The sequence below is a fragment of the Pseudomonas sp. OVF7 genome (assembly GCF_030644265.1).
Taxonomy (GTDB): Bacteria; Pseudomonadota; Gammaproteobacteria; order Pseudomonadales; family Pseudomonadaceae; genus Aquipseudomonas; species Aquipseudomonas gorinensis.
Genome location: NZ_CP128996.1, coordinates 1,017,816 through 1,034,853, shown reverse-complemented (window position 1 = coordinate 1,034,853; position 17,038 = coordinate 1,017,816). Strand labels below are relative to the sequence as shown.

The following is a 17,038-nucleotide window of genomic DNA, read 5'->3' as shown; positions in this document are numbered from 1 at the left end:
GATCCCGATGACTAGTTTGCATGCCGACGAGGCGTTCCTCGGCCATTACCAGTTAAGCCACGACCCTTTTGCTCCACGGGTGCCTGGTTTCAAATTTTTCCCGGCCCAGCGCAAGCCGGTGCTCGGCCAGTTGCACCATCTCGCGCGCTACAGCCAGTTGCTGCTGGTGGTCACCGGCCCGCTGGGCAGTGGCAAGACCCTGTTGCGCCAGGCGCTGGTCGCCAGTACCAACAAGCAATCGGTACAGAGCGTCGTAGTATCGGCTCGCGGTGCCGGTGATGCGGCGGGTGTACTGCGCCAGGTGGCCCAGGCTCTTGATGTGTCCACTGCCGAGCCGAACGCGATTCTCAAGCAGGTGGTGCAACTGGGCCTGACCGGCCAGGAGGTCTACCTGCTGGTGGATGACGCCGAGCAGCTTGATGAATCCGCCCTGGAAGCGCTGTTGGCGCTGGCCGCCGGTACGCCGGAAGGTCGCCCGCATGTGTTCCTGTTCGGTGAGTCGTCGCTGATCGCCGATCTGGAGCAGATCAGTGGCGAACAGGAGCTGTTCCACGTCATTGAGTTGCAGCCTTACGAAGAGGAAGAAACCCGTGAATATCTGGCCCAACGCCTCGAAGGCGCCGGGCAGGGCATCGAACTTTTCTCCGCTCAACAGATCTCTGATATTCACGAAAGCTCCGACGGCTGGCCTGGCACCATCAATCAGGTCGCCCGCGATGCAATGATCGAAGCCATGATTGCCAGCCGCTCTGCGGTCAAGCGTCCAAAGATGGGGTTCACTATGCCTAAGAAGCACGTATTGGCCATTTCCGCCGTGGTCGTGGTCGCCGTTGCCGCCGCCTGGTTGATCCCGGGCCGCAGCAAGGCACCGACGACCGCCGGCGCGCCAACCGAACAGGCGCAGTTGCCACTGGGCAAGCCCACGCCAAATGTAGAGTTCGCCAACTCCGGTCAGCCGACCAGCCTGCCGATGGTGGGCCAGCCGGTCATGCGCGGCCCGCTTGCCGAAGAAGCCGGTGGCATCTCCGAAGGCGACGACGGCGTGCCGGTAGAAGGCTCCAGCGCCACGCCGCCGACCGTGACCACCACCGCGCCACCTGCGGGCGTGCCAGCCGGTCAGCCGGCGGCAAAACCGACACCAGCGCCGACGGTCGCGACCGCCAAGCCTGCGCCTGTCACCAAGCCCGTCGCAGTTGCACCGGTCGCCAAGCCAGCCCCGGCGCCGGCCGCCAAGCCTGCTGAAAAACCCGTGACCGTTGCCAAGGCCGGTGCCGCCGGCAGCAGCTGGTACAGCAGCCAGCCTACCGGTAACTTCGTGGTGCAGATTCTCGGCACCAGCTCCGAAGCCAACGCCCAGGCGTTCGTGAAAGAGCAGGGCGGCGAGTACCGTTATTTCAAGAAAGTGCTCAACGGCAAGCCTCTTTACGTGATCACTTACGGCAACTTCTCCAGCCGCGCAGCAGCTGAATCCGCTATCAAGGCCTTGCCAGCGAAGGTTCAGGCTGGTAAACCTTGGCCTCGCACTGTCGCCAGCGTTCAACAAGAACTGGCAACAACTCGCTGAAGATCCGGCGGCCTTACCCAGGCCGCCCTCTCGGCACCTCAAAAAAACAACAAAGCGTGCAGCCCTGAAGGCCGCGCGCTTTGTGGTGTCTGCGTCACAGTAGCTTTTGAGTCGTAGCGGTCAGAATTAAAAAAGTTTTGACTAGCACAGCATATCGCTTTAAACCTTTCATAAATGCGACATAGATTTGCGACATTTCGTCGCTAAATTTGTGGGCGTCTGTGTCGGTGTGTACAATGACCTCCCTTTTGCCCCCGCAAAGCCGGCGTACGTTCGGCGTGGAAGGTAACCGGTTGAATTGAAAAGAAATTTGCCTCGATATAAGAGGCAGCCTGGTGAGAAAGTGTCTATGAAAGCAGGTCTGTACCAACCCGATGAATTCAAGGATAACTGCGGTTTCGGCCTGATTGCCCATATGCAGGGCGAGCCCAGTCATACCCTTTTGCAAACGGCCATCGAGGCCCTGACCTGCATGACCCACCGCGGTGGGATCAACGCCGACGGCAAGACCGGTGACGGTTGTGGCTTGCTGATTCAAAAGCCCGACCTGTTCCTGCGCGCCGTCGCCAAACAGCATTTCGCTGTCGACCTGCCCAAGCAGTACGCCGTGGGCATGGTGTTTTTCAACCAGGACCCGGTCAAAGCCGAAGCCGCTCGCGAGAACATGAACCGCGAAATCCTGGCTGCCGGCCTGCAACTCGTCGGCTGGCGCAAAGTGCCGATCGACACCAGCGTGCTCGGCCGCCTGGCCTTGGAGCGCCTGCCGCAGATCGAACAAGTGTTTATCGCGGGCGATGGCCTGAGCGACCAGGACATGGCGATCAAGCTGTTCACGTCCCGTCGTCGTTCGTCCGTGGCCAACGCTGCCGACACCGATCACTACATCTGCAGCTTTTCCCACAAGACCATCATTTATAAAGGCCTGATGATGCCGGCGGACCTCACCGCCTTCTATCCAGACCTGAGCGATGAGCGCCTGCAAACCGCAATCTGCGTGTTCCACCAGCGCTTCTCCACCAACACCCTGCCGAAATGGCCGCTGGCCCAGCCATTCCGCTTCCTCGCCCACAACGGCGAGATCAACACCATCACTGGCAACCGTAACTGGGCCGTGGCCCGTCGCACCAAGTTCGCCAACGATTTGATGGACCTCGAAGAGCTCGGCCCGCTGGTCAACCGCGTCGGTTCCGACTCCTCCAGCATGGATAACATGCTCGAGCTGATGGTCACCGGCGGCATCGACCTGTTCCGTGGCGTGCGCATGATCATTCCGCCTGCGTGGCAGAACGTCGAGACCATGGACCCCGACCTGCGGGCGTTCTATGAATACAACTCGATGCACATGGAACCCTGGGACGGCCCGGCCGGCGTGGTGATGACCGACGGCCGCTACGCGGTGTGCCTGCTCGACCGTAACGGCCTGCGCCCGGCGCGTTGGGTGACCACCACCAACGGTTTCATCACCCTGGCGTCGGAAATCGGCGTGTGGAACTACCAGCCGCAAGACGTGATCGCCAAAGGCCGCGTCGGCCCTGGCCAGATCCTGGCCGTGGACACCGAAACCGGGCAGATCCTCGACACCGATGCGATCGACAACCGCCTGAAGTCCCGTCACCCCTACAAGCAATGGCTGCGCAAGAATGCCCTGCGCATCCAGGCGACCATGGAAGACAACGACCACGGTTCGGCGTTCTACGACATCGACCAGCTCAAGCAGTACATGAAGATGTACCAGGTCACGTTCGAAGAGCGCGACCAGGTGCTGCGCCCGCTTGGCGAGCAAGGCTACGAAGCCGTCGGCTCCATGGGTGACGACACGCCGATGGCCGTGCTGTCCCAGCGTGTGCGCACGCCGTACGACTATTTCCGCCAGCAGTTCGCCCAGGTGACCAACCCACCGATCGACCCGCTGCGCGAAGCCATCGTGATGTCCCTGGAAGTCTGCCTCGGTGCCGAGCGCAACATCTTCCAGGAGTCGCCTGAGCACGCCTCCCGCGTGATCCTCAGCTCGCCGGTCATTTCCCCGGCCAAGTGGCGCTCGTTGATGACCCTGGAGCGTCCGGGCTTCGACCGCCAGATCATCGACCTGAACTACGACGAGAGCCTCGGCCTTGAAGCCGCTGTGCGCAACGTCGCCGACCAGGCCGAAGAAGCTGTGCGCGCCGGGCGTACCCAGATCGTGCTGACCGACCGCCATATCGCGCCGGGCAAGCTGCCGATCCACGCCTCCCTGGCCACTGGTGCAGTACACCATCGCCTGACCGAAAAAGGCCTGCGCTGCGACTCCAACATCCTCGTGGAAACCGCCACCGCCCGTGACCCGCACCACTTTGCGGTGTTGATCGGCTTCGGCGCCTCGGCGGTGTACCCGTTCCTTGCTTATGAAGTGTTGGGCGACCTGATCCGTACCGGTGAAGTACTGGGCGACCTCTATGAGGTGTTCAAGAACTACCGCAAGGGCATCACCAAGGGCCTGTTGAAGATCCTGTCGAAGATGGGCATCTCCACCGTCACCTCGTACCGCGGTGCTCAATTGTTCGAAGCGATCGGCCTGTCCGAAGAAGTCTGCGAGCTGAGCTTCCGTGGCGTGCCGAGCCGCATCAAGGGTGCGCGTTTCGTCGATATCGAAGCCGAACAGAAAGCCCTGGCCGCCGAAGCCTGGAGCGCGCGCAAGTCGATCCAGCAAGGTGGCCTGCTCAAGTTCGTCCACGGTGGCGAATACCACGCCTACAACCCGGACGTGGTCAGCACCCTGCAAGCCGCCGTGCAGCAGGGCGACTACGCCAAGTTCAAGGAATACACCGCGCTGGTGGATAACCGCCCGGTGTCGATGATCCGCGACCTGTTCAAGGTCAAGACCCTGGACACGCCGCTGGCGATCAGCGACATCGAACCGCTGGAATCGATCCTCAAGCGCTTCGACTCCGCCGGTATCTCCCTGGGCGCCTTGTCGCCTGAGGCCCACGAAGCCCTGGCCGAAGCCATGAACCGCCTGGGTGCGCGTTCCAACTCCGGTGAAGGCGGTGAAGACCCGGCGCGCTACGGCACCATCAAGAGCTCGAAAATCAAGCAAGTGGCGACGGGCCGTTTCGGGGTGACCCCGGAATACCTGGTCAACGCCGAAGTGCTGCAGATCAAGGTTGCCCAGGGCGCCAAGCCCGGCGAAGGCGGCCAGCTGCCAGGCGGCAAGGTCAACGGTTTGATCGCCAAGCTGCGTTACGCAGTGCCGGGCGTGACCCTGATTTCGCCGCCGCCGCACCACGACATCTACTCGATTGAAGACTTGTCGCAGCTGATTTTCGACCTCAAACAAGTCAACCCGCAGGCGCTGGTCTCGGTGAAACTGGTAGCAGAGGCGGGCGTCGGTACCATCGCCGCTGGCGTGGCCAAGGCCTATGCCGACCTGATCACCATCTCCGGCTACGACGGCGGCACCGGTGCTTCACCGCTGACCTCCATCAAGTACGCCGGTGCGCCGTGGGAACTGGGCCTGGCTGAAACCCACCAGACCCTGCGCGGCAACGACCTGCGTGGCAAAGTGCGCGTGCAGACCGACGGCGGCCTGAAAACCGGCCTCGACGTGATCAAAGCCGCGATCCTCGGCGCCGAAAGCTTCGGCTTCGGCACCGCGCCAATGATCGCCCTGGGCTGCAAATACCTGCGCATCTGCCACCTGAACAACTGCGCCACCGGCGTCGCCACTCAGAACGAGAAGCTGCGCAAGGATCACTACATCGGCACCGTCGACATGGTGGTGAATTTCTTCACCTACGTCGCCGAAGAAACCCGTGAGTGGCTGGCCAAGCTGGGCGTGCGCTCCCTCGAAGAGCTGATCGGTCGTACCGATCTGCTGGACGTCCTCGAAGGCCAGACCGCCAAGCAACAGCACCTGGACCTGACGCCACTGTTGGGCAGCGATCACATCCCGGCAGACAAGCCTCAATTCTGCCAGGTGGACCGCAACCCACCGTTCGACAAGGGCCTGCTGGCCGAGAAGATGGTCGAGATGGCTGCTTCCTCGATCAACGATGCCAGCGGTGGCGAATTCGCTTTGGATATCTGCAACTGCGACCGTTCCATCGGCGCCCGCATCTCCGGCGAAATCGCGCGCAAGCACGGCAACCAAGGCATGGCGAAAGCGCCGATCACCTTCCGCTTCAAGGGCACTGCGGGCCAGAGCTTTGGCGTGTGGAACGCCGGTGGTCTGCACATGTACCTGGAAGGTGACGCCAACGACTACGTGGGCAAGGGCATGACCGGCGGCAAGCTGGTCATCGTTCCGCCCAAAGGCAGCGTCTACAAGACCCAGGACAGTGCCATCATCGGCAACACCTGCTTGTATGGCGCCACGGGCGGCAAGCTGTTCGCCGCCGGTACGGCCGGTGAGCGTTTCGCCGTGCGTAACTCCGGTGCCCACACCGTGGTGGAAGGCACTGGCGATCACTGCTGCGAGTACATGACCGGGGGCTTTGTCGCGGTACTGGGCAAGACCGGCTACAACTTCGGTTCGGGCATGACCGGCGGTTTCGCCTACGTGCTGGACCAGGACAACACCTTCGTCGACCGGGTCAACCACGAGTTGGTCGAGATCCAGCGGATCAGCGGCGAAGCGATGGAGTCCTACCGTAACCACTTGCAGCACGTGCTGGACGAGTACGTCGAGGAAACCGGCAGCGAATGGGGTCGTAACCTCGCCGAGAACCTCGATGATTACCTGCGTCGTTTCTGGCTGGTCAAGCCCAAGGCTGCCAACCTGAAATCGTTGCTTTCCAGCATCCGTGCCAACCCGCAGTGATATGCGCCTGAAGAGTTTGATGAGGTTTTAACATGGCTGAACGTCTGAATAACGACTTCCAGTTCATCGATGTCGGGCGCAAAGATCCGAAGAAGAAACTGTTGCGTCAACGCAAGAAAGAGTTCGTGGAAATCTACGAACCCTTCAAACCCCAGCAGTCGGCCGACCAGGCCCACCGCTGCCTGGGTTGCGGTAACCCGTATTGCGAATGGAAGTGCCCGGTGCACAACTTCATTCCCAACTGGCTCAAGCTGGTGGCCGAGGGCAACATCCTCGCCGCCGCCGAGCTGTCGCACCAGACCAACACCTTGCCGGAAGTCTGCGGCCGGGTGTGCCCGCAAGACCGTCTGTGCGAGGGTGCCTGCACCCTTAACGACGGCTTCGGCGCGGTGACCATCGGTTCGGTGGAGAAGTACATCACCGACACCGCGTTCGCCATGGGCTGGCGTCCGGACATGTCCAAGGTCAAGCCGACGGGCAAGCGCGTGGCGATCATCGGTGCGGGCCCGGCGGGCCTGGGCTGTGCCGACGTGCTGGTGCGTGGCGGCGTGACCCCGGTGGTGTTCGACAAGAACCCGGAAATCGGCGGCCTGCTGACCTTCGGTATCCCCGAGTTCAAGCTGGAAAAAACCGTACTGAGCAACCGTCGTGAAGTGTTCACCGGCATGGGCATCGAGTTCCGCCTGAACACCGAAATCGGTAAAGACGTGACCATGGAGCAACTGCTCGCCGAATACGATGCCGTGTTCATGGGCATGGGCACCTACACCTACATGAAGGGCGGCTTTGCCGGTGAGGACCTGCCGGGCGTGTATGACGCCTTGGATTTCCTGATCGCCAACGTCAACCGCAACCTGGGCTTTGAAAAGTCGCCGGAAGACTTCGTCGACATGAAGGGCAAGAAGGTCGTGGTGCTGGGTGGTGGTGACACCGCGATGGACTGCAACCGCACCTCGATTCGCCAGGGCGCCAAGTCGGTGACCTGTGCCTACCGTCGTGACGAAGCCAACATGCCTGGCTCGCGCAAAGAGGTGAAGAACGCCAAGGAAGAAGGCGTGAAATTCCTCTACAACCGCCAGCCGATCGCCATCGTGGGTGAAGACCGTGTCGAAGGCGTGAAGGTGGTCGAGACCCGTCTCGGCGAACCGGACGCCCGTGGCCGTCGCAGCCCCGAGCCGATCCCGGGCTCCGAAGAGATCATCCCGGCCGACGCCGTGGTCATTGCGTTCGGCTTCCGCCCAAGCCCGGCCCCCTGGTTCGAGCAGTTCGAAATCCAGACCGACAGCCAGGGCCGCGTCGTCGCCCCGGAACAAGGCCAGTACAAGCACCAGACCAGCAACCCGAAAATCTTCGCCGGTGGCGATATGGTGCGCGGCTCTGACCTGGTGGTAACCGCGATCTTCGAAGGCCGTAACGCCGCCGAAGGGATCCTGGACTACCTGAACGTCTAACCCATTTCAGGCTGAAATGCGGTCAAAAATGTGGGAGGGGGCTTGCCCCCGATAGCGGTGGTTCAGTTACAGATACTGAGACTGACACACTGCAATCGGGGCAAGCCCCCTCCCACATTTGATTTGCGCAGGTTCAAGAGATTGTCGTAAATCAACCCGATAGATAAAAGGCACGCCTCATCCCGTGCCTTTTGCGTCGCGCTCTGAGAAAATGCCCGCACTTTTTTTGCGGATGCCGACATGACTGCCCTCAAGAACGACCGTTTCCTTCGTGCCCTGCTCAAGCAACCTGTAGACGTGACCCCTGTGTGGATGATGCGTCAAGCCGGTCGCTACCTGCCGGAATACCGCGCCAGCCGCGCCCACGCCGGTGACTTCATGAGCCTGTGCATGAACCCGGAGTTCGCCTGCGAAGTCACGATGCAGCCGCTGGACCGCTACCCGCAACTGGACGCGGCCATCCTGTTCTCCGATATCCTCACCATCCCCGACGCCATGGGCCAAGGCCTGTACTTTGAAACCGGCGAAGGCCCGCGTTTCAAGAAAGTCATCAGTACCCTGGCCGATATCGAAGCCCTGCCGATTCCCGATCCCCACAAAGACCTCGGCTATGTGATGGACGCCGTCAGCACCATCCGCCGTGAGCTCAATGGCCGCGTGCCGCTGATCGGCTTCTCCGGCAGCCCCTGGACCCTGGCTACCTACATGGTCGAAGGCGGCTCGTCGAAAGACTTCCGCAAGACCAAGGCCATGCTCTACGACAACCCGCAGGCCATGCACCTGCTGCTGGACAAGCTGGCGCAGTCGGTCACTTCTTACCTCAATGGCCAGATCATGGCCGGCGCCCAAGCGGTACAGATCTTCGATACCTGGGGTGGCAACCTGTCGGCGGCGGCGTACCAGGAGTTTTCCCTAGCCTACATGCGCAAGATCGTCAGCGGTCTGATCCGTGAACACGAAGGCCGTAAAGTGCCGGTGATCCTGTTCACCAAGGGCGGCGGCCTGTGGCTGGAAAGCATCGCCGACGCCGGCGCCGATGCACTGGGTCTGGACTGGACCTGCGACATCGGCGAAGCCCGCCGTCGTGTCGGTGGTAAGGTCGCGCTGCAAGGCAACATGGACCCGACCGTGCTCTACGCCAAGCCGGAAGCGATCCGCAGCGAAGTCGGCCGCATCCTGGCCAGCTACGGCAAAGGCACCGGGCATGTGTTCAACCTCGGCCATGGCATCACCCCGGAAGTGAACCCGGACCATGCCGGCGCGTTCCTGCAAGCCGTGCACGAGTTGTCCGCGCAATACCATCAGTAATACTCCCGTCAGAACTTCATCACCCTCTTTCTCGAAGAGGGTGATGCTTGTCGTTTAAGTAAAAAATAATAAATTTCCTGTTGCGACTTTCTATCGTAGGGATACTTCAGTGTTTTTGTAGGAGTATTCTTTTTGGGCGGTGGTCATTAGTCGAAGCTTGTTTTTTTAATCGTGATAATTCAACTTGTCCTACATTAATTTTTTTTAACGCCCGTAAAATCCATCTCGCTCGTTTTGCAGTAGCCGTAGAAAAACGTCTTCCATATTGCAAAGTATGGGTTTTTATTGGGTTGTGTGTTAGGGCTGGATTGTATGATTAAAAAAGATATTTCCCGTTGGGGCGGTGTTTCGTCGTTGGCATTGTTAAGTGCCTTGTTATTACCCTCCCAAAGTGCACAGGCGCATGGTTATTTGAATGATCCACCGTCACGCGCCTTTCAATGTCAGAAAGGTCTGAATAAAGACTGTGGTGGTGCACAGTACGAGCCTCAAAGTGTCGGTGAAACCTTCAAGGGGTTTCCTGCTGGCGTCGGCGGTAAACCGATGCAGGGGCCGGTAGACGGTAAGATCGCCAGTGGTGGCATCGGCCTGTTCTCGGCTATGGATGCGCAGTCGGCCACTCGCTGGCACAAGACTGAAATCAAAGACCGAAATATCACGTTCGACTGGAAGTACACGGCGGCTCACCCGGCCACCAAGCACGAGTACTTCATCACCCGCAACGGATGGAACCCCAATGAGCCGCTCAAGCGTGCATCGTTTGACGGTACGCCGTTCTGTGTCGTGGAGGGTGGCAATGTACTGCCGGTCAGCGGCGAAAAACATGCGTGTGTGATCCCTCAAGACAAGACGGGCTCTCATGTGCTCCTCGGTATCTGGACCGTCGGTGATACCGATGCGGCGTTCTACAACGTCGTCGACGTGGACATCCTCGCCGAACCCGAATTACCGGGCGGTTGGAGCGCCGTCGGTAGCATCACGCCATCCGCCACGTTGCTGGTGGGCGACAAGGTCAAGGCCCGTGCCTTCACCGCCATGGGCGAAAGCGCGGCGTACACCGTCGAAATCTCGATAGACAATGCCGAAGAGGGCCAACCGCAGAATTGGGCGTTCAAACTGGCTGAAAAGATCAACCAGACCCAGACCCTGATTCAAGCGGGCATTCGCGATGAGCAGGGCGGTATAGCACCGGTCAAAGGCAAGAACAATCTGTTCGCTCAGAAAGACAGCGGCGTGATTCGTTATGAGCTGGCGATGGACGTCAAGGAAGATACCGAGGCACGCATGGCGCTGTCGGCGTTCGCCGAAGAGTACGTTTTGGATAAGGGCCGCGCGAAGGTTCGCTTCGCCATGATCGCCAACCGCGATATGAATGTCGAAGCGACGCTGTTCAATGCCAGCAACAAGCCGGTGGGTACCGTCAAAGCGCTTGCGCAAGGCACCAGTAACTGGCTTGAAATGGATGTTCGCAGCGAGCCAGGGCTTCACCACATGACCTTGCTGGGCACCACCACAGATGGTCGTACCACTCGCCAGGATACCCAGGCCGTCAACCTGACGGGTGAAGGGGGCGCGAAGGACTATCACTTCGTGTTCCCTGAAGGTCTGGCCAGTTACGAAGCAGGCACTCGCGTGTTGCATCCGCAAACCGGCGAAGTGTATGAGTGCAAGCCGTTTCCGAGTTCGGGCTACTGCAAACAGTACCTGCCAACCGCCAATGGCTTTGAGCCGGGTGTAGGCCATCATTGGCAGACCGCCTGGGACCAGCTCTGATCGTTCGTTGACGAAGTCCCAGGCAGGCGCGTTCGAGCCTGCCTGGGCATTTCTATCGTGCAGTTATTCTTTTCTGAATGTGGATTTTCAATTGACGACGTATATGCGCTATTCGGTCGGCCAGATTTGGCTTCATTGGATTTCGGCCGTGGTTATTTTGTGGACCTTATTCTCAGGCTTTTATGTCGCGTTTATTGATGTGGCGATGGAAACCAAGAATTGGGTGGGGTTTATAAACGTTTCGTTGACTGCTCTATATATTCCAATCTTTATTCTCAGAGTCTATTTTTCTTTTTTTCATGGTTTTTTAGCGTATGGCAGAAAGCGCTGCGCAGCCGAGTATGTGGCGTTAGTTGTTCATAAAGCCATTTATCTGGTGTTGGGCATTGTGCTCGTGACGGGAGTCCTGATGATGGACCGCCCGATCAACATATTTAACGTCCTGTTGATTGCACAACTGCTGACTGATCCGACGGCCATTGAGTGGTTCACGCAGATCCATATTCAAGCCTGTGTGGTGCTCGCGGTGCTGGTTGCCCTGCATGTGGGAGCTGTTTTCAAGCATGAGATGAGCGGTCGCCCGGTTCTGAAGAATATGTCTTTTTCCCAAGAAACGATCCGCCAGTGAACGCGCCATGAAGACGGCTGGCTGGCGGGTGCTCGTCTTGATGCTGCCCTTGGGTTATGGGCTGATGTTGGCGTGGCAGGAGTGGCAGTTTCGTCAGGCGCGGATGCCGGCAGCGCAGGCGCTGCCTGTTCCGTCGGCCATGCCCCGGCCGACCGTCGCTCTCGATACCCTGGCCGTCGCGTCGGTGCTCGGCTTGAGCGCGCAGGGCGGTGCCTTGAGCAGCGCTGAACCACTGACATTGCGAGCCACTGTGGTTGCCAGCGACAGCGAGTCACGTGCCTTGCTGGCCGGGCCCGACAGTGAGCGGTTTTACCGCGCCGGCGAGCGCTTGCCGGGAGGTAGCCTGCTGCGTCGCATCGAGCCTGCACAGGTGGTGTTGTGGCGTCAGGGGCGCGAGGAGTTGCTCAGGCTCCATCCGGCGAGCGGGGGCTTTCTGCAGCCCGCCCACGCGCAACGTAAAGCGACGGCGGCCCTTCATCTACGGCCCATGGTCGAACAACCGAGGAGTGAGTAGTCCCATGAACCGCATCATCGGACAGCGCGCTCTGACCGGCGTATTTGGCACGTTCGTGTTGGGCGCGTTGTTACACGTTGGGCCGTCGTCGGCGGCTGAGCAGCGTTGGCAGGTGACGATGAATAACGCTGAGTTGCGTGATGTTGTTGAGGAAATGTCGACCATCCTCGACACCACCGTCATCCTCGACCCCAAGGTACAAGGACGCATCACCGTCATGTCCAGGCAGGCCCTGAACCGTGAAGGCGTGCGCCAGCTGTTTTATAGCGTGCTGGATGCCCATGACTTCAGCGTGATCGATCAAGGCGACCAGATCCTCATCGTACCGGTGGCCCAGGCTAAATCGCTGGCCGGTACGGCGGACCCGCACTCATCGCCCCCGCAGCAGTTTGTCACTCAGGTCATTGCGTTAGGCGCCAGCAATGCGGCGGATCTGGCTGGGCTGGTGCGACCGTTGATTTCGCCCAATGGCTATGTCGGCCCTTCGGTATCGGCCAATGCCTTGGTGATTACCGACACCGCGAGCAACGTCCGTCGCATCGGCGAGGTCGTCAGGCAACTGGATTCCGGAGCGAAAAATGCCTATGAGCTGGTGGACTTGCGCCATGGGGTGGCGGTGGATATCGCCCGGTTGATGGAAGCGTCCCTCGGTAAGCAGAGTGCCGACGGTGCCATTCAGGTCTTGGCCGACTCGCGCAGCAACCGGTTGGTCATTGTCGGTACGGCGCAGGTTCGTCAGCGCCTCGTGCAACTGGCCCGTAGCCTGGACACGGTCACCCCTGCGCGGCTGGACAATGCCCGCGTCATACGCCTGCGCTACAGCGATGCCAAGCAATTGGCCGAAGTGCTAGACACCATGGGCCAGAGCATGAAAACGCCACTGGCGAGCTCGGGCCTGAAAGAAACGGCCGCTGCCGCAGCGTTCATGGTACGGGCCGATGAAAGCCAGAACGCCCTGGTGATCGTGGCGCAGACGGCCCAGCTCGCGACCCTCGAAGGCATTGTGCGTGAGTTGGATCGGCCGCGGGCTCAAGTACTGATTCATGCCGCCATCGTTGAGGTCACCGGTGATATCAGCGAGGCCCTGGGTGTGCAATGGGCGCTGAACAGCAGTGATGCCAAGGGGCTTATCAACTTCCCCGGCACAGGCATTCCGATCCTCGGTGCCCTTAAGTTCGATGAAAGCACGGTTGCCCCGGAGGGCGGCGTGCTTAAGCTGGGCGGTGATCGTTTCGGTGCATTGGTGTCCGCCCTGGCCGGCAACTCGCGCAGCAACCTGCTATCGACGCCAAGCCTGCTGACGCTGGACAACCAGGAAGCCGAAATCATTGTGGGTCAGAACGTGCCGTTCAAGACTGGCTCCTACGCTACCAACGGCAGTGGCGCGGATAACCCGTTCACCACGGTGGAGCGCAAGGACGTCGGGATCAGCCTCAAGATCAAGCCCTATATCAACGAAGGTTCGACCCTGCGGCTGGAGGTCGAACAGGAGGTCTCCGACATTGCGCCGGCGGTGTCCGGTGTCGACTCGTCGGACCTGATCACCAATAAGCGTGCATTGAAAAGTACGATCCTGGCCGACGATGGCGAGATCATCGTGATCGGCGGCCTGATCAAAGACAGCGTGCGCACCCAGAAAAGCGGCGTGCCACTGTTGCGTGATATTCCCTACCTTGGGGCGCTTTTTCGCTGGAGCCGCGACACCCAGACCAAGAGCAACCTGATGGTGTTCCTGCGCCCGACCATTGTGCGTAGCGGTCAGGATCTCTCCGGGATCAGCCGGCAGCGTTACCAGGACCTGCGCCAGCACAGCCTGCCGAACGCCCGCCCGGAGCACTCGCTGCAACTGCCCGATAGTGCGTCGCAGCTGTTCGACCTGGGTCAGCCTGCGCGGGAGGTTCCATGAAACCCCTGCCGTTCGGTTTCGCCCGACGTTTTGGTGTACTGCTCGACGATGGGCACCTGATCGTTCGCTGTGATACGTCGTTGAGCGCCATTGCCGAAGCGCGGCGCCTGACCGATCACGAGCTGCCGCTGCGGATGCTGACAGTCGAGGACTTCGCCACACGCCTGGCGGTGGTCTACAGCGAAGGCCAAAGCGCCGCCGAACAGGTTGCCCAAGGCTTGGATGATGAGTTGGATCTGCTCAGCCTGGTGGACCAGGTGCCGCAGACCGCCGACCTGTTGGAGCAGCAAGGCGATGCGCCGATCATACGTCTGATCAACGCACTGCTCAGTGAAGCGGTGCGGGAAAAGGCCTCGGATGTGCACCTTGAAACCTTCGAACACACACTGACCGTTCGCATGCGGGTGGATGGTCAACTGCGCGAAATGCTGCGGCCACGGCGTGAGCTGGCAACGCTGCTGGTGTCGCGAATCAAGGTCATGGCGCAGCTGGACATCGCTGAAAAACGCGTCCCCCAGGATGGCCGCATGGCGTTGCGCCTGGCGGGCCACGAAGTGGACGTACGGGTCTCCACGCTGCCCTCGGCCCATGGCGAGCGGGTCGTGTTGCGCCTGCTCGACAAGCATGCCGGGCGCCTGCAATTGGTGCGATTGGGCATGGCTGAAGAAACCCTGGACGGCCTGCTGCAATTACTGGGCAGGCCCCATGGCATTTTACTGGTGACCGGCCCCACCGGCTCCGGCAAGACCACCAGTTTGTATGCGGCGCTGACCCACCTCAATGACCAGACCCGCAATATTCTCACGGTCGAAGACCCGATCGAATATCACCTGCCGGGCATCGGCCAGACACCGGTCAACCCCAAGGTCGAGATGACGTTTGCCCGTGGGCTGCGCGCGATCCTTCGCCAGGACCCGGACGTGGTGATGGTCGGCGAGATTCGTGACAGTGAAACCGCCGAGATCGCCGTTCAGGCGTCACTCACCGGGCATTTGGTGTTGTCGACACTGCACACCAACAGTGCCATCGGTGCCGTTACCCGGTTGGTGGACATGGGGGTCGATGCCTATCTGCTCGCATCGTCGTTGGTGGGCGTGCTGGCGCAGCGTTTGGTGCGCAAGCTTTGCCCCGCCTGCAAGGCCCCCGCAGCGGCGGACGCCGACGTATGCCGGCGGTTGGGGTTAGACCTCGACCAAGTACCTCGGGTGTTCAAGGCCACCGGTTGCGAACAGTGTCGCCAAGGTTATCGCGGGCGGATCGGTATCTACGAATTGGTCAGCCTCACGCCCACGCTCTGCGCGCTGATTCATCAGGGCGCCAGTGAACAGCAACTGCTGGCTGAAGCGCGGCGTGCCTCGCCCAGCCTGTTCGAGGATGGGCGCCGTCGGGTGCTCGAAGGGCTCACCAGCATGGATGAGCTGTTGCGGGTTACCCAGGAGGACTAGCTGTGCCCACTTATGACTACCGGGCCCAGGACCGCGAGGGACGTCCGTGCAAGGGCCGGCAGGAGGCTGACAGCCCACGTCATGCCCGACAGTTGCTGCGCGAACGGGGGCTGTTGCCGAGCCAGGTGCAGGTTGCGAGCGCACACGGTGGCAGGGGGCCGGAGGGTGTGGCAAGGCTGAGTGCGGGTGATCTGGCTTTGCTGACCTTACAACTGTCGACTCTGGTCCAGGCCGGTTTGCCATTGGGGCTGGCGTTGCAAGCCGTTGCCCAGCAAAGCCAGAAGCGGCGGGTCAGCAACTTGCTGGCGCAGATTCGTGAGCGGGTCATGGAAGGGCACTCGCTGGCGGCCGCTCTCGGTGCGTTTCCTCGGGCGTTTCCCGATGTGTTTCGCGCCACGGTTGCCGCGGGCGAACGCTCGGGTCACCTGGGCCATGTGCTGGAGCAATTGGCAACCTATACCGAGGCGCGCCAGGCGTCCCGGCAGAAGATCCAGCTGGCGCTGGTGTACCCGGCACTGCTGATGTTCGCCTGCATCGCCATCGTTGGCTTTCTGCTCGGCTATGTGGTGCCCGATGTGGTGAACATTTTTGTCGACAGTGGCCAGCCGCTGCCCTGGCTCACCCAAGCCATGATCGTCGTGAGCAATGGTCTGCGTACCTATGGCCTGGTGCTGTTGGGGGTATTGGCGAGCATCGCAATGGCGCTGCGCTGGAGCCTGCGCCAGCCACGCGGACGCTGGCGCTGGCATTGTCTGGCGCTGCACCTGCCTTTGCTGGGCAGTGTCTTTCGAGCCATGGAAGCCGCGCGGTTCGCCAGCACCCTGGCGATACTCGGCAAAAGTGCCGTCCCCCTGGTCGATGCGCTGGAAATTGCCGCCGCCGTGATTGGCAACGTGACCATCCGTGCGCGCATGAGCGATGTGGCCCGCTCGGTCCGTGAGGGCGGCACCCTGACCCGTGGCCTCGAGGCCGGGGGCGATATACCACCGTTGATGTTGCACATGATTGCCAGTGGCGAACGTGCCGGTGAACTCGACGCGATGCTGGCGCGCGCGGCCGAGCAACAGGAAAAAAATCTCGCTGCCCGCATCGCGCTGGTGGTGAGTTTGTTTGAACCGGCGATGCTGGTGGTGATGGGCGGGGTCGTGCTGCTGATCGTCATGGCCATTCTGTTGCCGATTCTCAGCCTTAACCAATTGGTGAACTGAATGGTGAAAATACTCAAGCAACAACGCGGGTTTACCCTGATCGAGATTATGGTGGTGGTGGTCATTATCGGCGTGCTGGGGGCCATCGTGGTGCCGCAGTTCATGAGCCGACCCGACCAGGCCAAGGTCACCGCCGCCAAGACCGATATCCAGGCGATCGCTACCAGCCTGGAAATGTACCGTCTCGACAACGCTGTTTACCCCTCGACCCTGCAAGGGCTGGAGGCCCTGAGCAAGCGTCCGACCGGCACACCGGCCGTCAGGAACTGGAACGCCCAGGGCTACCTGAAAAGCCAGCCGGTGGATCCGTGGGGGACGCCTTACCAGTATCTGAACCCTGGCGTGCGCTCCGCTAACGGTGGCTATGACCTCTATTCCCTCGGGGCCGATGGTGCCCCCGGTGGCGAAGGTTCAGCGGCCGATATAGGTAACTGGGAGGGTTGACC

At 60.8% G+C, this 17,038-nt stretch carries 11 protein-coding genes; all 11 read left to right on the top strand.

Going from position 1 to position 17,038, the window contains the following annotated elements; all coding sequences use genetic code 11:
- The first annotated feature begins 7 nt into the window (after positions 1–7).
- Positions 8–1,564: an SPOR domain-containing protein gene (locus QU606_RS04610; protein ID WP_193690099.1), complete on the top strand. Its 1,557-nt coding sequence runs from the start codon at positions 8–10 to the stop codon at positions 1,562–1,564.
- A 349-nt stretch (positions 1,565–1,913) separates the two neighbouring features.
- Positions 1,914–6,359, top strand: coding sequence for a glutamate synthase large subunit (gene gltB / locus QU606_RS04605; protein ID WP_069075058.1), 4,446 nt, complete (start codon positions 1,914–1,916; stop codon positions 6,357–6,359).
- A 32-nt stretch (positions 6,360–6,391) separates the two neighbouring features.
- Positions 6,392–7,810 carry an FAD-dependent oxidoreductase gene (locus QU606_RS04600; protein WP_024072968.1) on the top strand — a complete coding sequence of 473 codons (1,419 nt, stop codon included), beginning with the start codon at positions 6,392–6,394 and terminating at the stop codon, positions 7,808–7,810.
- A gap of 240 nt (positions 7,811–8,050) precedes the next feature.
- A complete protein-coding gene (gene hemE, locus QU606_RS04595) occupies positions 8,051–9,118 on the top strand; it encodes a uroporphyrinogen decarboxylase (RefSeq protein WP_069075057.1) in 1,068 nt (355 codons plus the stop codon).
- A gap of 312 nt (positions 9,119–9,430) precedes the next feature.
- Positions 9,431–10,891, top strand: a complete 1,461-nt coding sequence (gbpA, locus tag QU606_RS04590; protein WP_069075056.1) for an N-acetylglucosamine-binding protein GbpA — start codon at positions 9,431–9,433, stop codon at positions 10,889–10,891.
- A gap of 103 nt (positions 10,892–10,994) precedes the next feature.
- Positions 10,995–11,519, top strand: coding sequence for a cytochrome b (locus tag QU606_RS04585; RefSeq protein WP_069075055.1), 525 nt, complete (start codon positions 10,995–10,997; stop codon positions 11,517–11,519).
- A gap of 7 nt (positions 11,520–11,526) precedes the next feature.
- On the top strand, positions 11,527–12,033 hold the full coding sequence (locus QU606_RS04580) for a type II secretion system protein N (protein WP_304998149.1): 507 nt from the start codon (positions 11,527–11,529) through the stop codon (positions 12,031–12,033).
- 4 nt (positions 12,034–12,037) lie between these two features.
- On the top strand, positions 12,038–13,939 hold the full coding sequence (gspD, locus tag QU606_RS04575) for a type II secretion system secretin GspD (RefSeq protein WP_168232211.1): 1,902 nt from the start codon (positions 12,038–12,040) through the stop codon (positions 13,937–13,939).
- Complete coding sequence (gene gspE / locus QU606_RS04570) at positions 13,936–15,384, top strand: type II secretion system ATPase GspE (protein WP_168232212.1); 1,449 nt, start codon at positions 13,936–13,938, stop codon at positions 15,382–15,384. Before gspD ends, gspE begins: the two co-directional genes overlap by 4 nt.
- A 2-nt stretch (positions 15,385–15,386) precedes the next feature.
- Positions 15,387–16,592 carry a type II secretion system inner membrane protein GspF gene (gene gspF / locus QU606_RS04565; protein ID WP_193690102.1) on the top strand — a complete coding sequence of 402 codons (1,206 nt, stop codon included), beginning with the start codon at positions 15,387–15,389 and terminating at the stop codon, positions 16,590–16,592.
- Positions 16,593–17,036: a type II secretion system major pseudopilin GspG gene (gene gspG / locus QU606_RS04560; RefSeq protein ID WP_024072976.1), complete on the top strand. Its 444-nt coding sequence runs from the start codon at positions 16,593–16,595 to the stop codon at positions 17,034–17,036.
- Positions 17,037–17,038: the final 2 nt, after the last annotated feature.